We start from the raw sequence: 23,715 nt of genomic DNA, 5'->3' as shown, positions 1-23,715 counted from the left end.
TTTTAGTATTAATAACTTTTATATTATTAGCGCCATCAAGCTATAAATAACAACACATGATTGATTTTTAAGACAATATTAGCTGTCAAATTGTGCTACATTGAAAGGTAGGAATGCACAGGAGTATACAGTAATGATTGAGACTATTTGGATGATTGAACCTTGGCATTGGTTGGTGTTGGGCTTCTCCTTGATGATTGCTGAGATATTTATTCCGACCTTTGCAAGCCTTTGGTTTGGGGCAGCCGCCGTGATTGTTGCCGCCTTAGGGTGGTTGCTGCCCATTCCGTTATTATTTCAGGTACTGATCTGGCTTACGCTATCGGTTTTGTTTATGTTTGCTTGGGTCAAATACATCAAGCCGCTATCCATAAACCGTAAAAAGGCGGCGCAAAGCAGTAATCTAGTTATCGGTGAGACGGGCATGATCGTGGTCAAACCGCAAAAAGGCATCCCAGGTATGGTGCGCTTTAACGTACCCATTTGGGGCGCAGATGAGTGGCCATGCCGTACAGCAGGCGTGAGTGTCGAGACGGGTGATCGCGTGGTAGTGATAAAGGTAGTCGGCGATGAGCTGATGGTTGCGCCCACGCAGCGCCTCCAAGCACCCAAAACCATAAGGCCAAATATCACACCGACGATCAACAGCCAAATGCTTGCAAGTAGCCAAATGTCTACCAAAAAATCTAAAGCGAATAGACTGAGCTTGCACAAACCTGATCTCAAAGAGACAGGCACTAGCAAATGAAGCGTTATGACATAGCGAAGATTTTTAAATCAAGACAAAAAAGGATATAAATCACGTCGCTAGCAAATAAAGCGAGGGTCAAGGAGAATCACATGGGTAGCATCTTGAGTAGTTTAAATGGCGTCGGTATTGTGATGCTGGTATTGGCAGCATTGGTGATTTTTACCGTCTTTAAGAGTGTTTGTATTGTCCCGCAAGGGTACAAGTGGGTCGTGCAGCGACTGGGTAAATATCAGCAAACACTAGAGCCTGGATTTAGCATTATCATTCCTTTCGTGGATAGAATCGCTTATAAAGTCACCACAAAAGACATCGTATTAGATATCCCATCGCAAGAGGTCATCACCCGTGATAACGTCGTTATTATCGCTAATGCCGTGGCTTATATCAACATCATGCGTCCAGACAAAGCGGTCTACGGTATTGAAGATTATGAGCATGGTATCCGCAATTTAGTACAAACGTCATTGCGTTCAATCATTGGTGAGATGGATTTAGATAACGCCTTATCCAGTCGCGACGAGATCAAAGCATTGCTCAAACATGCTATCTCAGAAGACATTGCAGATTGGGGTATTACCCTAAAAACGGTTGAGATTCAGGATATTAATCCCTCACAGACTATGCAGATGGCGATGGAAGAGCAGGCAGCCGCTGAACGTCAACGCCGTGCGACAGTGACGCGTGCTGATGGCCAAAAGCAAGCGGCCATCTTAGAAGCTGACGGTCGATTGGAGGCCTCACGCCGTGATGCTGAAGCACAGGTAGTACTTGCTCGCGGGTCTGAAGAGTCGATTCGCCTGATTACTAATGCGATGGGCACAGAAGAGATGCCGATTGTTTATTTGTTGGGTGAGCAATATATTAAAGCGATTCGTGAGTTGGCTGAGTCTGATAACTCAAAAATGGTGGTCTTACCTGCTGATATTCTAAGTACAGTGAAAGGTATGGTTGGCGATAAGCTAAAAGTCTAATAGATAGGGTATCTGTACTTCACAGCGGTACGTTCAATATCTAAAGTTAGTTAATCTCCAAAAATAGTCAGTGAGCGTTTTACGCGCTGGCTATTTTTTTGAGTTTGATTTGCTAGAGATTACTCTTATGGTTTTTTAGTAGGGGCTATTGTTTTTACTTAATAATAAAAATACCGATTTAAGGAAGATAGAAATGACGCAGCAACCTGTAAGTACTGACATTATCCATATAAACGCATTTGCACAAGGCAGCCCATTACCTTATAAAGTACTTGATGCGACGCACAATAATGCTGCTTATCCTAACCAAAAATTAGAGATTCGCAATGGCGGCTACGGCTCAGACGCCGCCGCCCATCCTACCAATGGCAATCAATTCTATGTACTGACCGATCGTGGACCTAATGCTGATTTTGAAGGTATTGCAGGTAAGGGTAAGCAGTTTTTAATACCACATTATGTCCCATGTATCGGGCTGTTTGAGTTACAAACAGATGGAACAATCATCAAAATAAAAGACATAGTGCTGAAAGACCGTCATGGCAATCCTATCTCTGGACTGCCAAACCCAAAGACTCTAGGCGGTACCAATGAAATTCCTTATGATGTCAATGGTCAGCCGATGACGATGAATCCAACGCTACCGTTTGATAAAGTGACCAATCCTATTAAAACTGATATCAATGGTTTGGATCCTGAAGGGCTGGCGGCGCTCACCGATGGCAGTTTTTGGATAAGTGATGAGTATGGTCCACACCTCGTACATTACGATGCTGAAGGGATAGAAATTGCACGTATCAATCCTTTTGCCAGTGATGCGCGTAATAATGTGGTTATTGACGGTAAGCCGCTTTTATTACCGGCAGAGTTTGCGAAGCGTCGTGCCAATCGTGGCATGGAGGCGTTAACGATTACGCCAGATCAAACCACACTCGTAGCCATTATGGAATCTTCCATGGACAATCCTGATGAGTCAGGACGTGTGTCTAGTTTGACTCGTATTGTGACGATTGACCTAAATTCTGGTCAAATAGCACAGTATTTGTATCGTCTTGATAAGGCACAACATGTGACCTCGGGTATCGTTGCACTTAGTAACCATGAATTTTATCTGATTGAACATGATCGCAAATTTCCGTTACAAGAGCAGTCTACTCAAAAGCTGATTTACAAAATAGATATTTCGCAAGCGACTGATATTGAAACTATTTTGGGTACTAAAAATATCAAACAAGAAGAAATAGTCGGGTTAACCATCAACAGTCGAACGCTGGAGCAAATGATTGTAGAAACTGAAGGAAACTGGCAAGTACTTGAAGAAATGGACATCAAGCCCGTGAAAAAAATGCTGGTCGTTGATGTTCTTGCTACCTTAAATTATCCTCATGATAAACTTGAAGGCTTGTGGTTACGTCAAGATGGCTCACTGGGCTTACTTAACGATGACGATTTTGCGATGACCGATACGGAAATAACAAATTCAAAAAGCACCATTGAACAAAAATATCTGGATAAAGAAAAAACGATAGAAGATGCCAATAGACTGTATATCGTTATGCCCACTGCATAAGATGGGTGGCCTAATGATAAATGATGATCCTTATCGTAGAATAAAAAAAAGACCTCATTTGAGGTCTTTTCTACTGCTGCGGATTAAGCTATCGTCAAGTCAATATAAAAGAGAGTCAGCGAGACTGGGATGGATTTTTTGCAGCCTCTGTCTGCGCAGGCACAGCAAGCAAGAAAAATTTGTACCAGTCTCGCCTCGTAATATCACGCATCTATTTTATTTGGTATCGACTATATCCGACAAACCCTTTAGATGGCTTTTGAAAAACGGTTTTTGTGTTTTTTATCAAGATATTCATCAAACACCATGGCCACATTGCGACCAAGTAGGCGCCCTCTCGGTAAGACACGGATACCAGCGGCGTCCATATCAATGAGGCGATCTGACTGCATCTCACCCAATTGTTGAATCTCATCAATAAAATACGTGATCGCATCGATACCAAATTTTTGATTTACATCTTTAAAATCGATGTAGTCGTGACAGAGCAAATTCATAATGACGTATTCACGTAAGCGATCTTTGATAGAAGTCTTGATGACTTTTACGGCAGGCATCACCGTAGGATTGCTTTGCGCGGCATCGATGTTGGCTTGATACGCTTGCAGATCAGTCTCATTTTGTAAGATATAGCGAGTATTGGCATTGGCAATTTGACTGATTGAGGAGACGCCGAAACCTAATAAATCACAGTCACCCATGATGGTATAACCCTGAAAATTACGATGTAGCTTGCCTTCGCGCTGGGCGATAGACAGCTCGTCGTCAGGTTTGGCAAAATGATCAATACCGATATATTGATAGCCTGCTTCCGTCAGTGTATTGATGGTGTTGCCAAGCATCGTAAGCTTAGCTGCTGGACTTGGTAAGTCTTCATCCTTGATTTGTCGTTGGGCTTTAAAGCGTTCTGGCAGATGGGCGTAGTTAAACACCGACAGACGATCGGGCGACATCTCGATGATACGGCGCACTGTTTTGTCTAAGGTCACTGGCGTTTGATGCGGCAGACCATAAATCAGATCGATATTGATGGAATGAAAACCCAATTCGCGTGCTTCGTTTAGGACGTTTTCGATCAATTCTACTGAATGCACTCGATTAACGGCAATTTGTACCTTCTCATCCAAGTCTTGTACCCCTAAGCTAACTCGATTAAAACCAAGCTGACGTAGTACCTTTAGTGTGTCACCACTCAGTTCGCGCGGATCAATTTCAATCGAGTAATCGCCTTGGTCTTCTGGTAAAAATTCAAACTGCGTCTGCAAAAACTCCCACAACTGAACCATCTCTTCATCACGCAAAAACGTAGGTGTACCACCGCCCAAATGTAGCTGTTTCACCAAAGGTTTGCTGCTGTCTGCTGGCGTGGACAACAAGCGACGTTTGTGCTTAATCTCCGCGATGAGATATTGCAAATAATCTCCTGAGTCGCTATTTTTTTTGGTGATGACTTTATTACAAGCGCAGTAATAACAAAGATGACGACAAAATGGAATGTGGAAATACAGAGATAGCGGCGCACGGGCTTCGCGATTTTGCAGAATTTTTGTCTCAAGATTATCAGGAATTGGAATGAACTCTAGAGCGGTCGGGTATGAGGTATAGCGCGGCCCTGAACGATTGTATTTATTAATAATCGCTTCATCAAAGGCGGGAAGGTGTTTACTCGTGATACTACCGCGCATACTGGCATAAGGACTCTCTGTCTGCATAACAGGGCGCGTGGTAGTCGGTTGCTCTTCCGCACGATTGTAAGGCTGCTGGGTGTTTTGTCCTGAATAGTCTGTCATGCGGCATTCCTCGTTTCGACCTTATATTCCAAATATTACAACGCTGAACTGGTATAAATTTTGCTTGCTGTGCTTGCGTAGACAGAGGCTACGAAACTTCTTGTTTAAAGATAAGCATTCCAGTCCCGCTGACTCGTTTTTGTACTGAGCTCACTATATGGCTTATGTGATTCATGGTTAAATAGGCCAAAGCCAATATCCGTTTTATCACTTATAAATGGTGATGAGTCATATTGATAGCTGAATCTACTCTACTAACGGCTCAGTAGATAACCAATAGTATAGCAAATCCTTGATAGCGGTGGGGTGGTTGACTTGTTTTCTTATGAGGCAGGGACTGATATCTCATAAATAATAAAACACGACATTTGCGCGCTGATTGATAATACTTTATCATCATTTATTCCCTACATTAGGAAACAGTGATGTCGTTTGCTCAAGTTTATACTCGTTCGGTCGTTGGTTTGCATGCACCCAAAGTTATTATTGAAGTGCATTTGTCACAAGGCTTACCAGCATTGACCATTGTTGGTTTGCCCGAAGCTGCCGTCCGCGAAAGTAAAGATCGTGTTCGTTCCGCGATTCTTAACTCTGGTTTTCAATTTCCGAATCGGCGATTGACGATTAACTTAGCACCCGCTGATTTGCCCAAAGATGGGGCTCGTCTGGATTTGCCCATTGCCATTGGAATATTGGCGGCAAGTGGGCAACTTGAGCCAGAGGTATTGTCAGGGTTTGAATTTATTGGAGAGTTGGCGCTTAATGGTGAACTTAGGCAGGTAACGGGTAGTCTGGCCGTAGCACGAGCGATGAAAGCTGAAGTATTAGCGTCCAAAGCCTTAACGTCATCAGAGGAGGCGGGTCAAGAGCAAAACGAGCCGCCACAACTGATTGTACCAATTCATAATAGCGCCGAGGCCAGCCGTGTCGATGGCGTAACGATACTAGCAGCACCAAGTCTAAAAGCCGTTTGTGATCATCTGCAATCTTTAAGCAATCCTAGTGACTTAGATGCGCGCTTGGATGCGCGTTTGCAGGTGGTGCAGCCCAGTCCCACGCCACCGCAGGTTGGTTATCAAGTGGATTTAGCGGATGTCAAAGGCCAACATCATGCGAGACGCGCGTTGGAGATTGCCGCAGCGGGTGGTCATTCGTTATTATTTACAGGGCCGCCGGGTTCTGGCAAGACACTAATGGCATCGCGACTACCGACTATTTTGCCAGATTTGAGTGCTGAGGATGCGTTAGAAGTTGCCAGCACGTATTCAGTAGCTGACAGCGATTATGATTATGGCACACGGCCATTTAGGCAAGTTCATCACACCATATCAGCGGTGGCTTTGGTAGGTGGTGGCTCACGACCCAAACCTGGCGAGATTACCCTTGCCAATAAAGGAGTTTTATTTCTTGATGAGTTACCAGAGTTTGATCGTACCGTGTTAGAGGTATTGCGCCAACCATTAGAAGCCAAACAAATTACTATTAGCCGTGCCAATTCACAAATGACCTTTCCAGCTAACTTTCAATTGGTTGCGGCGATGAATCCTTGCCCGTGTGGCTATGATGGCGACACATCAGGCCGGTGTCGCTGCCGACCTGAGCAAATCAAACGCTATCAGGATAAACTATCAGGGCCGCTGCTTGATCGCATTGACCTGCACATAACCGTGCCAGCATTGCCTATTGCTGATTTGCAAAACGCGCAGGCTGGAGAGACTTCTGAGCAAGTGCGGATTCGAGTCGCTGCTGCCCACAGACATCAATTAAAGCGGCAACAGAAAGTAAATAACGAGCTTAGTCCTAGCGAGATTGATAAATACATTCAGCTAGGGGAGGGTGAGCAGCAACTATTACAGCTCGCTCAGCAACGCCTAAACTTATCTGCGCGCGGCTATCATCGAGTATTGCGAGTCGCGCGAACGATTGCAGATCTTGCCGCGAGTGTTGATATCACGAGCGCCCACGTGTCGGAAGCACTGAGTTATCGCGGAAAATAAAAGCACTTACAGGTAAAGTGCTTTTAGAATTTTTAAACGCTAATGATTTTATGCGAGTAGCCAATCCAGCAGTTCTTTAAAGTTATCAAAAGCTTGGTTAGGCTGGCTCTCACGAATATCTTTGCCATAATTATAGCCATAAGACAAACCAACCGTATCGATATTGGCACGCTTGCCAGCTTGGATGTCATTGATCGAGTCACCAATCATAAGCGTTTGCAAGGAATCAAATTTCAGTGTTTTACAGACATGAAGTAGGGGCGTAGGATCAGGTTTTTTGACAGGCAAACTGTCTCCGCCCAAAACCATAGCAAAATATGATGTCCAGCCTAAACTCGCCAAAATATCTGGCACAAAACGTATCGGCTTATTGGTGACTAACGCTAGGGTAAAACCTGCGTCTGTTAACTGTTTCAAGCCATCATCCACGTCAGGATAAGCGGCAGTCTTGCTCGTGTCGTGGGCGGCATACGCATCGAAAAATAAACGCTCGGCCGCTTCCACTTCTGTATCTAATAGGTTGGGGTCGATTTCAACGTTACCAGACAGTGCGCGCTCAACCAACATGCGGGCACCATTGCCCACCCATTCTTGTATGGTGTCAATGGGATAAGTGGGTTTCCCTAGCTGACTCAGCATAATATTAGCCGCGTCCGCCAAATCGGGTACGCTGTCGATCAAGGTGCCATCAAAATCAAAAATCAAAAGTTTCTTATTATCTAGTGTCATTATGGGTTATCCACGTGATAAATTTTTTGGGACGTTAGTGTTATTTTTTACAACCTTAGCACAGCAAATGTTCAATCACGTTATTTTGTCGTCTGCCATTATCAATTTTTTACTTTTCAGATTGCTACTTACTATTTACTGATAAGTTTCACTGCTACTCAATATCTTTGTAACGCTCACGGTGTTCAGCTTTCATTTTTAAATACGTTTCATTTTCACGGCACATATCCCATTTTTCTTTAAAAATACGAGCAGATTCAGCTTTGATTGGATCCTCGATTTGCCGTGGCAATTCTTCGCGTCCATGCGATCCGCTTTGACCTTTTTTATCGTCAGGTACAGCGCCTTTGTATTTCTTACCGCCTTTATGGTTGGCATAGCGGCGGGCACGGGTATAACCCATTTGGATGAATTTACGCGCCATGTCCGCGCCCACAAAATCATTACTTGCCAAATAGTCTAAAAACATTTGATAAATTGTCTCGCTGCTCTCGCGGGCAATATCAGGCGTCGCAAAGCGCCAGTGCGGCAATATTTCAGACTTGTAAGGCTCTACCAATAACACGCCCTGCTCACCGCGACCGACACGATATAGTTCAGGCTGCTCACGTAAGTCTAAGTTTTTATAATCTAAATCGTAATCAAACTCTCTCATCACATCACCTGTTAAGAGTATGGTTATTCAGTATACTGAGCTAAGTGGTTGAGAAAGTAGTCTAAAAATGTTGTTCAGCTGTGAAGGTTATAGACGATACAGTTGAAATGCTTTTAAGTCGCTATAGTGCTGTTGGTGCAAATTTTTTGCAGCCTCTGGCAGCAACGGCATAGCAAGCCAGAAAAATTTGCACCAACAGTACGTGTTGTATCGATATTACTTTTCACCGACTATATGTACTCAGGCATAAAAGTATTAAAGCATAAAAAAACCCTCAAATATCGCTATTTGAGGGTTTTTAGAATTTTATCAACAAATGGTGGCTCGAGGCAGGTTCGAACTGCCGACACACGGATTTTCAATCCGTTGCTCTACCGACTGAGCTATCGAGCCGTCTTCGTTGAGGACGCTATTAAACTAAATATACGCACTGCTGTCAAGTTGTTTTTTCATTATATGAGACAAAAGCATATAAATAATCGGATATTGATGAAATCAAAGGTTTGAATGCCGCAGTTAATCTTTAACGCGCAGTAACTCATACTCGCTCATGATGCGATGAATATCGGCATCAACAGGAACAAACTCACGGACACCTTTTCTTACTTCGGCATCATAGACCAGTTTAATGAACTTGGCATCGATGGCGCGTTTGCGATTCTCTGGATGTACAGTGAGGTATTGCAAACGTTTGGCGTTGGTTTGGCCGTCATCAAAGCAGGCCACCGCGGCAATCGGCTTGTCGTTGAACATACCGACATAGAGGCATTGACCCCGTTTAAAGCCTTGCTCAACGAGATTTAACACAGTCGTGCCATCAGGCTGCCCATCATCGCTATCATACAAGGCCTGTAAGCGCTCTGATAACTCATTGTCACGAGCAGGCTTTTTAATCAGTGGTGTGTCCAAACTATTGATGGCAATCGCTTCTAAAGGCATGAGAGTTCCTATAAACAGACAGTTTCTATAAAGTAATATAGCGTGACGTTATAGTGTCGGTCATGATTGATTAAACTGAATTCACTATTTTAGCAGAATGACACAAATTTGTGCGTGGTTTACGGCTTGGTCGTGGCAGTAAATGTTAGGGTTTGCTATGATGAGGCTAGATAATACTTAGTACGTATAAACCCTAATACCTTGATATCTTTTGTATATATCATTTTCTAATAAATTTTTTGCTAGCTGCTGACCCAGACACTAGTAAAGTATTTTGGGCATATTTTTGCCCTATTTATTGACCGCTTTTTATTAATAGAGAATCGCTATGACAGCCAATGCCTCTGAGCAAAATCCTTCACCGAATCCAAACCTATATGGTCGTCCCGCACGTACGGCTACTGTGGAACGCAATACAGCTGAAACGCAAATTACTTGTACCGTGAACCTTGATGGTACGGGTAAAGGCGTTGTAGACACTGGCGTACCATTTTTGGATCATATGATCGATCAAATTAAGCGTCACGGTTTGTTTGACTTAGACATCAAATGTACTGGTGATACGTTTATTGATGATCACCATAGCGTCGAAGATACTGGTATTACGCTTGGGCAAGCATTTAACAAAGCATTGGGCGACAAAAAAGGCATCCGTCGCTACGGGCATTTCTATGCACCACTCGATGAAGCATTGACCCGTGCCGTTGTGGATCTGTCAGGGCGTCCGGGTTTGCATATGGACATTCCATTTACGCGCTCGCATGTGGGCCGCTTCGATGTCGATTTGTTTAGCGAGTTCTTTTATGGCTTTGTTAATCACTCATGGATGACGGTGCATTTGGACAATCTCAAAGGCAAAAACAGCCATCACCAAATCGAGTCAACCTTTAAGGCCTTTGCGCGTGCGCTGCGTATGGCTTGTGAGTATGATGAGCGTGCGCTTAACACCCTGCCATCGACGAAAGAGGCGTTCTAAAGTGACCAAAATTGCACTATTAGATTATGGTATGGGTAATTTGCACTCTGCCAGTAAAGCACTATCGGTGGTAGGAGCGGAAGTTGCTATAACCAACGACCCAAGAGTGGTAGCGGCGGCGGACAAGATCGTATTTCCGGGTGTCGGTGCCATGCGCGACTGTATCGCTGGTATGCACGAAGCGGGCATTGATGAGGTGATACGGCAAGCAATATTCAACAAGCCTGTCATGGCCATCTGTGTCGGTATGCAAGCGTTATTTGAGCGCTCAGCGGAAAACGGCGGTACAGATTGCCTTGGTATTTTGAAGGGCACGGTAGCAGCGTTTGATCCCGCGTGGACGGATGAGCAAGGCGCTACCATCAAAGTACCGCACATGGGCTGGAATACCATCAGCGGTATGGATTTTGCTCATCCATTGTGGAATGGTATTGAAGAAAACGCGCATTTTTATTTTGTGCACAGCTATTATTGTGAGCCTGCCGATAGCGCGCAAGTCGCTGCCATCTGTGATTATGGACAGCCGTTTTGCGCCAGTATTGTGCAAGACAACCTATTTGCCACCCAGTTCCATCCTGAAAAAAGCCATATTGCTGGCTTGCAGTTGTTAAAAAACTTCGTCGAGTGGGATGTGTAGCTACTTCCGCCTTACTCTTGTATCTGCGAGGCGATCACTACGGTTTGGTTTATCGCCTGCTATCGCGTCCTCACCTCAAGACCAAGCTTTCGCCACTCGCTTAGTCAAGTGGGATACCGCGGCAGAATTTACGGAAGTGCTAATTCCTTGCGCAAGGAATTAGCAGTGCTTCCTTATTTCCTCGCTTAGAACTAAAAAGCCCATCAAACTAACCAGCAATACTTTTATCAGATATTCCACCAAACAATGCTATTCAGCATCATACTTATGAGTTAGGCTACGCTACGCTACCCCAAATTTGGAAGACATCAGTGGATTTTTATAGCTTAAAAATCAATATTATCGAAGCGACGGGACTTGAACGAGATGCGCTGCATATTTATGTAGGTATAGCCGCATATCTAGTGTCATTGATGATATTGCGTCCCATTTTTAAAACGCAGTCTACCAGACAGTTAATCGCCTTGATTATTGCCACTGGTGTTGCCATCGCTGGTGAGGTACTAGACATACGTTATAATATCCGAACAGGTATAGGAGTGCGGTGGGGTGAGAGTATCCATGATATTCTCAACACCTGCTTTTGGCCCTATGCGCTTTACGCTTTGATGAGATGGACAAGAATATTTCATCCAACAAATCAATCTCGGTCAGTGACCAGACGCAAACAAAAAACGGACTATTAATGAGTCCGCTTTTTGTTTGTTCGCTTGAGTTTATAATGACATGCTTTGAGTTTCATCATACAGTGCACGCACCATTTCACCAATCCCTTTGATACCATCAATCAGCGTTTTCCCATTAGCAGCGATGCTTGTATACGACCCCCTACACGAAAACTCACACAAACGACTTCTAACATAGTTTATGCCTAAGTCGCTCTTGTCATTTGACAGCTTAGCAGATTAGCAACTTGCGTTTACAAAGCTTACGAAATATAAAAAGTCTTGTCTGTTTAACGCTTCCTCAGTTTGTTATCTTAAAATCAAAGGTAGCGACATTGATGTATCCCCTAAATAGCTATCAGTTCCCCATAACTAATAATAAATAGGAAGCACTATGAATATTCAAGACATACTAGACACTGTAAAAGACACGTTAGGCTTGCAATCACAAGAAACCGAAGCGGGAATATATATTCCTTCCAAGTCATCGCTGAAATTGGCAGCGCCGAGCAAAACCAACTATGATCATACTAAATACGATATGCCGTATACAGGCAACAAAAAAATCCTGATGGTCTGTACCGAGGAGCAATACATGACCATGGAAAACGGTAAAAAGTTTGATACCGGCAATCACCCTGTGGAGATGATGTTGCCTTTGTTGCATTTTAAAAAAGCAGGCTTCGATGTGGACGTCTTTACGCCAACGGGGAAATCTGTCCAAGTCGAGCAATGGGCGATGCCAGAAGAAGATGACGACGTCAAGCAAATATACGCTGAGTATCAGTTAAAGCTTGAGAATCCAAAAAGTATCACTGACTTTGTCAAAAACGACATGGCTGATAGCGATGACTATGCGGCAATATTTGTCCCAGGTGGTCATGGCGCGATGCTGGGTTTGCCTGAGGATAAGAGTCTCGGTAAATTACTACGTTGGGGCTATGACAATGACTTATTTGTCTTAGCGATTTGTCATGGACCTGCTGCTTTATTGGCGGCTAACTTAGGCGATTTTGATACGACAAATAAAGACGCTAAGTCTGAGCGCGACTTTATTTTCAAAGGATATAAGATGGTGGCATTCCCGACTGTTATGGACAAGCAGATGCCAAAAATCGGCTATTTGCCCGGTACGATGCCTTGGTATTTTGGCGACAAATTAGAAGAGTTGGGCGTCACTATTGACAATAAACTGGCGTCAGGACAGACGCATCAAGATAGAAAGCTCATCTCAGGAGATGGACCTTTGGCTGCCAATGAGTTTGGTAAGCTTAGCGCTAATGAATTGCTAAAAGCGCTTAGCTAAAAGGCCTATAGATTCTTAATTTAAATAAAAAACGGACTATTAATCAGTCCGTTTTTTATCTTTATGATTAATGATTTTTACTTGGCGCTATCATACAACTCCCGTACCACCTCACCAATCACTCTAATACCATCAGTCAGCGTCTGCTCGTCAGCGGCGATACTCATACGAATGCACTCATGGGCGTGCTGATAATCACTGACATCGACACCGGGGAAGAAGTACTCACTTGGCACAATCAACGTGCCTTTTTCTTTGAGGCGCTCGTATAGCTCAAGCGTACTAATCGGCAAGTCTTTAAACCACAACCATAAGAATATCGCGCCTTCAGGCTTATGAATCATCAATGGATAATCACCCAAAGCATCTTTTAAAAGCTTTACTGCTAACGTGGCTTGCTTTTGATAAAAGGGTTTAATCTCATTGTCAGCTAACTGCTTGATACGGTCATCGTTAACTAATGGCGTGGCAATCGCTGCGCCAAAGCGCGTCGGTGCTAGATTGACCACCGCATTCATCGCGCTGACTGCTTCGATGACTTTAGCATCGGCCACGATAATGCCGGTACGCATACCGGGCAAGCCAATTTTAGACAGGCTAAAGCAAAGAATCGTATTGTTATCCCAACTTAATTGCGCGTCTGAATAAATGATATTAGGGAAGGGCATACCGTAGGCGTTATCGATGATTAGCGGTATCTCATAACGCTTGGCAATCTCGGCCAAATGCGCCATTTCGTCATCGGTTAAGACGTTGCCCGTAGGGTTGGTCGGACGCGAGCAGCAAATCGCACCGATGCGACCCTCTTTTAACGCTGGCAAGTTCTCCAACGCCTCAAAATCCACACGATACTTAAAGAAACCTTCTTCGCCCTCATGCGTCACTTCATCGATATGCGGCAATACAGCTGCGAAATGCTTCCCTTCGACATGCACATCACTATAGCCAATATACTCAGGGGTCAATGGCAGTAGAATGGACTTGTCGACAGACTGGTTCTGCTCGTTTGTGAATGCACCGCCAAATAGATTAAACAAATAGAAAAACGCATTCTGCGAGCCATTGGTCAGAGCGATGTTTTCTGAGGTGAGGTTCCAATCATAATGACGGTTAAAGAAGCCAACCAAGGCATCGATAAAGCCTGCATCCCCTTGCGGATTGGAGTAGTTCGCCATACTGATAATCGCGCTACTATTGGCTTCACCTGTATCATTATCGTTGCCCAGCGCCTTATACGTCTCCAAAAACAACTCATTGACGGCATCAATTTTGGCAGGATTACCACCGCCCAGCATGTTGACTGGCTGATCGCTTTTTAGCGCGTCACCCAGATCGTCCATCAATTGTGAGATGCCAGTGGGCTGGGTAAATTTTTGACCAAACTTTGAAAATTTCATGCGGTTACCGTGAGTGTTTGAAAGGTTATGTGAGTGATAAAGTGGGGCTAGTATAGCAAATGGCGGGGATGAGGTGAGCACGTAGTGGTGTTGATATTGGTTTATAGGGTAATACGGCATGGGAAGTAAAAAACGCCCTCTATGTGAATAGAAGGAGCTTCTAAAATAAATTGAGTTTGTAGAATTCAAATTCATCTTGAGATGAGTAAGTCAGCTATAACCCTGTAGACACTCATGGTAAAATTTCAATATAGACAGCAATTTCTTAGTAGTTTCTACTTCAAATTTTGTAAAGCTAAATCGACTGAACTTTAAGGATTGAAATGCTTGATATTAGCGATATAGTACATTTCAACAATGATGATTACACCGTTTCTAGCTTCTTAGGACAAGGTGGAATAGGGCATGTCTTTCTTATTAAAGAAAAAAATGGAACGAAGAAGTATGCTTTGAAAACTTTACAGTATTGTTTGGAAGATACTGACACTTATCGTTCTCTCATTAATGAGTGGGAACTTGCTCAAAGTATCAGACATAAAAATGTTATAAGTTACAGAGGGTTTGATAATGGGTCAGTTTCTAAAACCCCATACATTATTATGGATTTGGCGGAAGATGGATCTCTACAAGATTTCCTGAATGTGCAAAAAAAAATGTTGGACGAACAGCTTTGCTTGAACATTTTTCACCAAATTATTGATGGAATGGAAGCAATTAATCAGGTCTTAGTTCATAGAGATATTAAGCCAGATAATATATTTATTGATAATGGAGTTTTTAAGATTGCTGACTTCGGTTTAGCGAAAATTGTACAAGATAAAACACGCTCTAAGACATTCAAAGGATGGGGTACTGAACCTTACATAGCACCAGAAGCTTATAAATTTGAAAAAAATACAATCCAAATGGACATGTATTCAATTGGTTTGGTATTTTTCCAGATCGCGGGAAGAGAGCATGCTCTTGGAAACCCTAAAGATTGGGAGACGGCGCATCTTATGACTGTGCCAAAGGCTTTGAATAAGGTAAATAATAAAATATCTCCTAAAGTAGCTGACGTTATCAATAAACTTATCGAAAAAAGACCTAAAGATCGTTATCAAAACTGGAGTGAAGTCAGAAAGGAACTAAATGTTGCGACCGATAATAATAAGGCCAGTTATAGAAATTCGGTGAATAGGCTTTTAGATAAAAAGCTATCAAAAGACTTAGAGATAAAGGGAATAGAGTCTCAGAATACTCTAAAAGACAATGAATTACTTAGAAGAGAAGGTATTGTAGGCTATCAATTTGAAAAAGTAATAAGAACTCCTTTGAAAGATTTGATGACTCAATTGAATAAAACGGTAGCTCGTTCTGAGTCAGCCGAACTTATCTATAATCTAGCTGATAAAATACATGACATAACTTTTTCATTTGATGGAAAGAAAGTAGGTATCTGGCTCAGTGTAATAGATCAATCTGATGAATTATCTCCAAGCTTACTAAAACAATTTAGAGTTGTGAGTTCTTCTAATTTAAATATATCAAAATCTCTCACGCCTAAGCTTCGGGGTAAAAAAATATTAGCATGGGGGGCGGTCAATTTCTCTGATAGCAGGGGTTTTAATTTACTTTTGGTGCAGTCTGAAGATGATGAGTATGGAGACTGGTATATATTGAGAAACACTAATTTAGTTTCGACACTCAATAGTAACCAAGCTGAGCCTTTTGCACTCGATCGTAAGGGGCTGAGACTTTCCATTTATCTTATAGATGAGAGTTGTATATATAAAATGGACGTTGAAGCCATAGAAAGAACAGACTTAATAGATTTAATTGCAGATGGCTTCTAAGTCTCCTGATTCTAAATAGTAGTAAATTAATAACCCCCCTTAGTAGGGGGTTTTTAGTAAAATGCCAAAATCCCATACGCCTAAATCATCGCCCGTACCCTAGCCATAATCCCACGCCCAATCACCAATCTCACATAAATAATGGCAATGGCAAGCAGTAAAATAATCAATGCCGCACCGCCAATACCCAAGCTCATCCATGGCACACTAAATTGTAGATTAAACCATTGAGTGATAGCAGCCCACGCACCCACGTTTGCGATAATGACCGCAAACACAGCCGCGCTAATACCCAGCACACTCAGCTCTAAGATATTGAGCATATACAAGTCGCGCTTTTGCATACCCAGTAAGCGGAACGACGCGCTTTCCTTCATGCGATCTTGCGAGGTAGATAGCAATGAGCTGATTAATACCATCACGCCAGTCAGTAGGGCGAGTAGGGTAAAGACATAGACCAAGCGGCTCATTTGTACCACCAATTCTTGGATTTGCTGAGCGATGGCTGTACCATCAATAGTCGTGACGGCAGGGAATTCCCGTACCAGCTTGCCCTGTATCTCTGGAATCTCATCGGCGGGCACATGCGCAGTGGCAAATTGAATCTGCGGAGCTGCCGCCAACACCGCTGGCTCAAATAAGAAGTAAAAGTAGGGGCTGGGGCCTTGCTCAAAACGCGAGCGAATACTGGTAATCTGCCCAACGATTTCGATACCTTGAATATCAAAACGAACCTGATCGCCCATATCAACATTCAATAGAGTGGCGGCTGTGTCCAAAATAGACAAAGGTACGACGTCTTGGGTTTGCTCACTTTGATTATCAATAGGCGCGTAAAGCTGATCGCCTTCTATGGCATCTACAATGAACTCAGTGTCCATCACCGTATCGGCATAGCTGAGATTAAAGACACGCGTGGGTTCATCAAAACCATCCTCAGGCTCAATATCTTGTACCGGTACATCATTGGCAGTAATAACCCGTGAGCGAATCACCGGATAGTAGCTCACGGGCGCACCGATTAAGTTATTGATCTCGTCATGTTGGTCGCTTTGGATGTCTAACAAAAATAAATTGGGCGCATCTTCAGGATACGCGTTAATGAACTGGGCATTGATACTGTGATTGAGCGTAGTAATTAGCGTAAGCACAGCGACCGATAATGATAACGTCACAAAAAACAGCGCAGACTGATTGCCTTTGCGGGCAAGGTTATGAATAGCAATACGCTGCATCCAGCCAATACCAGAGCGTTTGGCGAGCTTGGCAAGTAGCCACAACCAACCACGAGCCAATGCCCAAAATATCGCCACAAAACCAATTAATCCTATTAGCAACTGCGCGCCCAGTAGCCATGAGCCAACTTCATAAGCAAAAAACGCATACAGTCCTACCAGCATTAGCCCATACCATAATAACGGTACGCGTCGATACCATTTCAGGTTTTGCGCAGGCGAGCTGACACCTTGATTGAGCAAGGTGGCAGGCTTGGTGGTGTTAAGGGTACTTAAACCGCGCTGGGCGATCAGTAGCGTCAGCACTAAAGCGATAACAGTAGTTTTAATCGCACTGATAGGATTGATGGCGAGGCCCACGTCTGGCGGCAAGATAGCGATCAGATACGGCTGGCCGACTTTGAGCAAGCCAAAACTTAGGACAATCGCCGCAACACAAGCGATGACAGCCGTGGCGACCAGTAGTTGATAGTAGCTGCGTTTGAGTGACGCTAGAGGCTCGCCCAACGCCAAGCGAATCGCATTGCTGGATTGCTGCTTGGTCACGAAAGCCGTGATGACACCGTACATCGCGACCGCTGATAATAAAAGCACGGCAATGACCAATAGCTTTAAAAACATCAACACATTGTCTGAGATATTTGAGATAGAGGTATCTGCCGATTCCGCGTCAGACAGCTCAATGTCAGGATAATTGGTCAGTATTTGCGTCAGCGCATCACGCTGCTGCGTCATGAGTTCAGGCTCACCTGCCATCTCGATACGGTAGTTTATGCGGCTACGTTGACCCAATAAATTGGTGGCAGCCAAGGCATCTTGTTGCATTAACACCCGACCACCAAAACCAAATGCGGTCAGTGGGCGATCAGGCTCGGTCGTCAGCACATCACTGATGGTAAACTGCCCCTCACCAATGGTAATACGGTCACCAATGCTCGCGTTTAAGCTTTTCAGGACTTCTGGTGCGACGACCACATCGTCAGACGTGAGTTTTTGCCATAAAGGCAGCCCTGAGGCTAGTTCTACTTTTCCGTATAGTGGATAAGAAGGAGAGACCGCTTTGACACGAGCAAGTAAAGTCTGCTCATCGGTTACAACCATTGCGCTAAATTGGTAATCAAACACCTTTTGGGTATCAGCGATGGTGTCTACTTGTGCCAATACCTCGCTTGGCCAGTCTTGCTGACTGTTTAATATCAAATCACCACCGACCAGCGCCCGCTGATTGTCATTGATATAACGATCAACAGACTGCTGAATAGAATCAAGGGTGAGATAAGTGGCAAGCGATAACGTCAGCGTTAATAAAAACAACACGGGATATATCCAGCGTTGCCACCAGCTGCGGCTTAGGGCTTGTGCGCCCAAGTGACGCGCTAATACTTGGCTGATGATAGAATCAGAGCGACTGTCCATGGCTTGGTGATCTATTGGTTGGTTATTCATTAAGATACAACCCGTCCATCATGCATGGTGATGACGCGATCTGCCATCTCGGCAAGCGCGGGATCATGGGTTACGACGACCAATGCCGAACCGACTTGTTGGCGTAAATCCAATAACAGTTGCATGACTTGATTGGCATTTTGTTCATCTAGATTGCCCGTTGGCTCATCCGCAAAGACAATTTTTGGGTGTGAAACCAGCGCACGGGCAACGGCTGTACGCTGCTGCTCACCGCCTGACAATTGATTGGGCAAACTGTCACGTCTGTGACCCAAATCGACCGCGTCAATCAATTCAGTCACACGTTCCTTATTGGGACGTCTGGCAATATCGAGTGGGAAGGCAATGTTTTCCGCCACTGTCAATGTCGGCAATAAATGAAACGATTGAAACACAAAGCCCATGTCACGTTGACGGATGACGGCCAGCGCATCTTCATCAAGACTGCTTAACGTTTGCCCTGCCAGCTCAACTGAGCCACTATCAGGATAATCGAGTGCCGCAAGCAGTCCCAAAAGGGTCGATTTACCAGAGCCCGATTTACCCATGATGACGACAAACTCGCCAGCGTTCACATATATGTCCACATCTTTAATAATAGAGAGGGTTTGTTCGCCGACTTGCACGGTTTTTGTGAGTTTTGAGGCGGTCAGTAAGGCGTCACTTTTGGTGTCTGATGTCGGTTTGGCGGCTTTAGTAGTGTTTAATAAAGTCATTACAGGGTCTCAGTAGGCGTATTTTTTGTGGCTGGCTCATTAGGGGCTGTGCAGTTAGGTCAATATAGAAAGGGTTCGAGAGACTGGGGTAAATTTTTGGTAGCCTCTGGCAGCAACGGCACAGCAAGCAAGAAAAATTTGTACCAGTTTCTCGTTATAATGTCGTGTGTGCATTTTATTTAGTATTGACTGTATTTGTATCAGCTGTTTTTAAGTTTTCGAGCGTCGGTTCTAAGATGGGCAAGATATTGTCATTGACGATGACCGTATAGCCTTCTTTAGTTGGATGAATGGCGTCCGCTTGGTTCAGTTCGGGATCACCGCCCACGCCTGCTAAAAAGAAAGGAATGAGCGTCACATCCATGTCTTCAGCGATGCGAGGATAAATCGCTGCAAAAGACTGCACGTAGTCAGAGCCAAGGTTGTCATAAATTTGCATACCGCCCAAAATGACTTCGCTACCATTGTCTTGCAAGCGTTCAATAGCGGTACGGATATTTGCCTCAACAATCGCCACATCGATACCACGCATCGCATCATTGGCACCAATGGTCAAAATCGTCACATCGGGCTTGGTTTGCAGTACCCAGTCCAAACGATTGACCAAGCCCGTACTGGTTTCTCCACTCAAACCTGAGTTGATGACTTTGGCATCTTTATAGCCCAGCTCTTGTAAACGTGTTTCTAACTGAGCAGGATAGTGGGCATCATTGGCTACGCCAAGACCTTCTGTCAGAGAGTCTCCAAGTGCCAATACGGTAATTGATGAATCAACGGGTTGGTTGACTGGTGCCGTGGGTTCAGTGGTGACTGGATTGGTCGTGGCTTGGGTATTTGTTGTTTGGATATCTGTATTTTGCGTATCAGCGGATTCAGAGTTTTTTTGGCAACCGCTAATAGCCATGACGACGGCCACAATAGCCACTATTGGTAAGCGGCGAGCGAAACGAGAAGATACATTCATAATCATTATTCTGTCCTATATACAATCAAACCAGTGTAGCAAAATAAGACAGTGACCAATATTACCCTAAGGTTATTTTATATGCGTTTTATGATGAAACCTTTTTACCATCGACCATTAAGGGACGACTGACCATCCAAGCGATCACCACGTTGGCAATCATCAAAATCAACATAACAAAAAGTGGTATATCCCAATTGCCCGTTGCTTCATGTAACCAGCCCGTCCCTAATGGCCCAAAAAACGCAATCAAGTAACCGACCGCTTGTGCCATACCAGACAGCTCACTAGATTGGTTGGTCGTATAAGTCCGCAAAGAGAACAGCATCATGCTTAAGGTAAAAATCGCCGAGCAACCAATGCCCATCACGCTTGACCACAACCATGCCAGATCAGTCGATAAATAACTGAGGCCCAATACACCAATCACGTTTAGCACCGCTGCAAATACAGCCAACGCCTGAATGGGGCGACCACGGTTAATGAGCCACGTTAAGCTTAAGATAGATATCGGTGCCATAAACTGAAACACCGAACCCATTTGTCCAGCTTGCACGGCTGATAACCCTTTACTGACCCAAATAGACGGTAAAAAACTGGCAACGGTATAAAATAACAAGGATTGCAGGCCCATAAAGACAGCGATTTGCCACGCAAAAGGCGTACGCCACATCGATATTTCTGAAGATCCGATGGTTGGTAAGGCGACTGCTTGATGACTGGATGAGCCGAGATGCAGACGTAAAAATATCCAAATAACGATAGCAAAGACGCCTAATAATGACCACCCACCCAGCGCCCATTGCCAGCCGACCCATTCAGATAACGGCAGTACGACTCCCGCCACTATGCCCGCTGTTACCGTCATGGTTAAACTAAATAACCCTGTTATCAGAGGGATTTGCTTAGGCGTGCGCTGTTTAATCACAGGTGCAGCCAAGGTATTGGCAAAACCGATAGCCAAGGTCAGCAACAATGTGCCAATTAAAAATCCAGACCAAGTGGGAATAACCGTACGAATAATCATACCGATGGTCAATAGCGCAATCATCGCAATGAGCGTATTTTCAAGCCCAAATCGTTTGCCAATCGTTGGTGAGATAAGCGCGCCAATCGCAAAAGTTAACATCGGTACTGCGCCCAGCCAGCCAACTTGAGTCTCAGAAATGTTCAGTGCCCCTTGTACCACTGGCGCAATAGAACCAAGTGCAACAATAGGCGCGCGCATATTGGTGGCCAGTAAAATCATGGCACACAACACCAGCCAAAATGTGAAGCGTGAGGAAGGTAGTGTAGATAGAGATGCAGCACTCGAATGAGGGTTTGTTTGCACGTCAGCGGGTAACTTGGGTGAGATAGACATAGCAGTACGACTATTTATTAGAGTAAGAAAAAAGGCATATCACGAAACAGTGCCGACGTATCACCGCTTGAAAATAACTGATAACACAAATAAAAATAGCGCCAATCCTTTTTAAGGACTAGACGCTATTATAGGAACAAAGGTAAGAGAAAGGCCACCCATGTCTGGGAATAAATCAGCGTTTACACAGATTTGCCCAACTGAGCAGCTTTTAGGGCATTTTCTTGCTGTTCAGCGATTATGGAATCGCATTTATTGGGATCGTTACCACAGAATGAACAGTTTTCATCGCCCATGAGTTTGGCAACACCGCCACACGATCCTCTAAGGGGCTTTTTTTTGACCATATAACCGATGCCCATAAACACAAAGAATAGGACGAATACGGCAAAAGTAATAGCAAGCATAGGTAGCAGTTGGTTAAGCATAGAGGAAACCTCAATTTTTAAAATAGGGCAGTTATCTTTAGTGTTAACTATATAATAGTATAGCAAATTTTTGCACAGCTCGTTGAGGCTTATCGTATGTGTTAAGGTGTTGCCATTAAATGCTAAGGTTTTTTGTCGGCTCGTAACGCTTGCATTGCTGGAGTTTGCACCACTTGCCAATCATCAATACTATCATGAGCATCATCCATTTTTGCACCATCTGCCAATATCACAAACATCACAGCTAAGCCTTGTTCTTGAGCGACTTTCAGCGCCTTTTCATAAGGCATTGCCGTAAGCGCAGTTGCCCAAGCATCCGCCGCTGCAACAGAGTCTGCGGCAACGGTTACTGAGGGTGCACCGCCAGCGATAGGTTTACCAGTAGTAGGATCAATCGTGTGGCTATAGCTTTTGCCATCAAATATGACTGAATTACGATAGTTCCCTGAAGTTGCCAAATGCATTTGATTGTTGATATTTAGGGGTTGGCGAATCGCCAATATTGTCTGGCGCTCGCTCACCGTACTGTCTTCAATAGGTGCATCAATCGCAATTTGCCACGGCTGTTGTTGATTATTGACCCCAGAGGTCGCAATTTCACCGCCAATCTCTACCATATAATTGCGAATTTGGTACTTGTCTCTGAGGACATCAGCGATAACATCGACCCCGTAACCTTTAGCGACTGCTGAAAAATCAAGACCGATACCGTCTTTGGTCTTATAGATTGTCTGGTCGTTTTGTACCACGCCTTCAAAATCTACCAAGGCTTTTGCTTGGGCAATTTCTATGTCGGTTGGTGGACGTTGTAAGCGTTCGACGGTCATGGTACTTCCAAAACCCCAAGTATCGACCAATGGCATGACAGTAGGATCAAACGCACCGCCAGATTGCTTATAGACGATGCGAGAGACATCGAGCACACGAGAAAAATCTGCATCGATAATGATGGGTGTGTCTGCACTGAGCTGGTTGAATTTAGATATCGTTGAGTCTTTTTGATAGGTGGACATACTGTCGTTGATCTGTTGCAAGCGTTCATCTATCGACGCTTGTATCGCAGCTTCATCTGCATCTTCAGGCAGCTGATAACTGATATGGTAGCTTGTCCCCATTGTCTCGCCGCTCAGATAGTTGTAATCTGGTGTTTGCTGACAAGCACTGAGGCTCAAAGCGCTGGCAAGACCGATGCCAACAAATAGGGTAGGACGAATGGTTTTTGTAGCAAAAAAAGAATACTTTGATGAGAAATACGTTGTCGTTTTCATAAGCTCGTTGCTGTAACAGAGGGGTGAATGAGAGTGTCATTAATTTGTGCCTATTTTACACCCCTTGTCACCAGTAA

The 23,715-nt window shown here is 44.2% G+C and carries 20 protein-coding genes and 1 tRNA gene; 9 read left to right on the top strand and 12 right to left on the bottom strand.

What is annotated here, in order from left to right; genetic code table 11:
• The first annotated feature begins 133 nt into the window (after positions 1-133).
• The 3 genes from M917_RS02585 to M917_RS02575 all read left to right on the top strand — a co-directional run bounded on the left by M917_RS02585 (position 134) and on the right by M917_RS02575 (position 3,292).
• Complete coding sequence (locus M917_RS02585) at positions 134-748, top strand: NfeD family protein (RefSeq protein ID WP_021813195.1); 615 nt, start codon at positions 134-136, stop codon at positions 746-748.
• 92 nt (positions 749-840) lie between these two features.
• On the top strand, positions 841-1,722 hold the full coding sequence (locus tag M917_RS02580) for an SPFH domain-containing protein (protein ID WP_021813194.1): 882 nt from the start codon (positions 841-843) through the stop codon (positions 1,720-1,722).
• Between the two features lie 193 nt (positions 1,723-1,915).
• Complete coding sequence (locus M917_RS02575; protein WP_021813193.1) at positions 1,916-3,292, top strand: esterase-like activity of phytase family protein; 1,377 nt, start codon at positions 1,916-1,918, stop codon at positions 3,290-3,292.
• A 248-nt stretch (positions 3,293-3,540) separates the two neighbouring features.
• Here M917_RS02575 and hemN read toward each other — a convergent pair whose 3' ends face one another.
• Entirely contained in the window at positions 3,541-5,004 is a 1,464-nt protein-coding gene (gene hemN, locus M917_RS02570; protein ID WP_152513950.1) for an oxygen-independent coproporphyrinogen III oxidase, read from the bottom strand.
• Positions 5,005-5,507: 503 nt separating this feature from the next.
• Here hemN and M917_RS02565 point away from each other — a divergent pair.
• Complete coding sequence (locus M917_RS02565; protein ID WP_021813191.1) at positions 5,508-7,079, top strand: YifB family Mg chelatase-like AAA ATPase; 1,572 nt, start codon at positions 5,508-5,510, stop codon at positions 7,077-7,079.
• 48 nt (positions 7,080-7,127) lie between these two features.
• On the opposite strand, the gene M917_RS02560 is transcribed toward M917_RS02565, so the two are convergent.
• The 4 genes from M917_RS02560 to M917_RS02545 all read right to left on the bottom strand — a co-directional run bounded on the left by M917_RS02560 (position 7,128) and on the right by M917_RS02545 (position 9,402).
• The gene (locus tag M917_RS02560; RefSeq protein WP_021813190.1) at positions 7,128-7,808 is read right to left on the bottom strand and encodes a phosphoglycolate phosphatase; all 681 of its coding nucleotides are present in this window, start codon (positions 7,806-7,808) and stop codon (positions 7,128-7,130) included.
• A 154-nt stretch (positions 7,809-7,962) separates the two neighbouring features.
• Positions 7,963-8,463, bottom strand: a complete 501-nt coding sequence (locus M917_RS02555) for a DUF4385 domain-containing protein (RefSeq protein ID WP_021813188.1) — start codon at positions 8,461-8,463, stop codon at positions 7,963-7,965.
• A 317-nt stretch (positions 8,464-8,780) separates the two neighbouring features.
• Positions 8,781-8,856 (bottom strand) — tRNA-Phe (locus M917_RS02550).
• 123 nt (positions 8,857-8,979) lie between these two features.
• Positions 8,980-9,402, bottom strand: a complete 423-nt coding sequence (locus tag M917_RS02545; RefSeq protein WP_021813187.1) for a hypothetical protein — start codon at positions 9,400-9,402, stop codon at positions 8,980-8,982.
• A gap of 328 nt (positions 9,403-9,730) precedes the next feature.
• On the opposite strand from M917_RS02545, the gene hisB reads away from it, so the two are divergent.
• The 4 genes from hisB (at position 9,731) to M917_RS02525 (ending at position 12,986) form a co-directional block, all read left to right on the top strand.
• A complete protein-coding gene (gene hisB / locus M917_RS02540; RefSeq protein ID WP_021813186.1) occupies positions 9,731-10,378 on the top strand; it encodes an imidazoleglycerol-phosphate dehydratase HisB in 648 nt (215 codons plus the stop codon).
• A complete protein-coding gene (hisH, locus tag M917_RS02535; RefSeq protein ID WP_084606128.1) occupies positions 10,332-11,015 on the top strand; it encodes an imidazole glycerol phosphate synthase subunit HisH in 684 nt (227 codons plus the stop codon). Before hisB ends, hisH begins: the two co-directional genes overlap by 47 nt.
• A gap of 311 nt (positions 11,016-11,326) precedes the next feature.
• Entirely contained in the window at positions 11,327-11,701 is a 375-nt protein-coding gene (locus tag M917_RS02530; RefSeq protein ID WP_040641728.1) for a hypothetical protein, read from the top strand.
• A gap of 373 nt (positions 11,702-12,074) precedes the next feature.
• A complete protein-coding gene (locus M917_RS02525; protein ID WP_021813184.1) occupies positions 12,075-12,986 on the top strand; it encodes a DJ-1/PfpI family protein in 912 nt (303 codons plus the stop codon).
• Positions 12,987-13,063: 77 nt separating this feature from the next.
• Here M917_RS02525 and M917_RS02520 read toward each other — a convergent pair whose 3' ends face one another.
• Positions 13,064-14,383 (bottom strand): valine--pyruvate transaminase, encoded by a 1,320-nt coding sequence (locus M917_RS02520; protein WP_021813183.1) that lies wholly within the window; start codon positions 14,381-14,383, stop codon positions 13,064-13,066.
• A gap of 323 nt (positions 14,384-14,706) precedes the next feature.
• Here M917_RS02520 and M917_RS02515 point away from each other — a divergent pair, with 323 nt between their 5' ends.
• The gene (locus tag M917_RS02515; protein WP_021813182.1) at positions 14,707-16,218 is read left to right on the top strand and encodes a serine/threonine-protein kinase; all 1,512 of its coding nucleotides are present in this window, start codon (positions 14,707-14,709) and stop codon (positions 16,216-16,218) included.
• Positions 16,219-16,298: 80 nt separating this feature from the next.
• Here the strand turns inward: M917_RS02515 and M917_RS02510 are convergent, their stop codons facing one another.
• The 6 genes from M917_RS02510 to M917_RS02485 all read right to left on the bottom strand — a co-directional run bounded on the left by M917_RS02510 (position 16,299) and on the right by M917_RS02485 (position 23,638).
• Positions 16,299-18,869 (bottom strand): ABC transporter permease, encoded by a 2,571-nt coding sequence (locus M917_RS02510; RefSeq protein ID WP_051354209.1) that lies wholly within the window; start codon positions 18,867-18,869, stop codon positions 16,299-16,301.
• A gap of 29 nt (positions 18,870-18,898) precedes the next feature.
• Positions 18,899-19,615, bottom strand: a complete 717-nt coding sequence (locus M917_RS02505) for an ABC transporter ATP-binding protein (RefSeq protein WP_021813180.1) — start codon at positions 19,613-19,615, stop codon at positions 18,899-18,901.
• Between the two features lie 175 nt (positions 19,616-19,790).
• Entirely contained in the window at positions 19,791-20,582 is a 792-nt protein-coding gene (locus M917_RS02500) for an arylesterase (RefSeq protein ID WP_040641764.1), read from the bottom strand.
• 85 nt (positions 20,583-20,667) lie between these two features.
• The gene (locus M917_RS02495) at positions 20,668-21,942 is read right to left on the bottom strand and encodes an MFS transporter (RefSeq protein ID WP_051354207.1); all 1,275 of its coding nucleotides are present in this window, start codon (positions 21,940-21,942) and stop codon (positions 20,668-20,670) included.
• Positions 21,943-22,124: 182 nt separating this feature from the next.
• Positions 22,125-22,370: a (Na+)-NQR maturation NqrM gene (gene nqrM / locus M917_RS02490; protein ID WP_021813177.1), complete on the bottom strand. Its 246-nt coding sequence runs from the start codon at positions 22,368-22,370 to the stop codon at positions 22,125-22,127.
• Positions 22,371-22,492: 122 nt separating this feature from the next.
• Positions 22,493-23,638 carry an FAD:protein FMN transferase gene (locus M917_RS02485; protein WP_021813176.1) on the bottom strand — a complete coding sequence of 382 codons (1,146 nt, stop codon included), beginning with the start codon at positions 23,636-23,638 and terminating at the stop codon, positions 22,493-22,495.
• Positions 23,639-23,715 lie beyond the last annotated feature (77 nt).

The organism is Psychrobacter aquaticus CMS 56, assembly GCF_000471625.1.
In the GTDB taxonomy this organism is placed as follows: Bacteria; Pseudomonadota; Gammaproteobacteria; order Pseudomonadales; family Moraxellaceae; genus Psychrobacter; species Psychrobacter aquaticus.
Note: the sequence above shows the minus strand (reverse complement) of the source record. Positions and strands in the feature narration are given on the sequence as shown.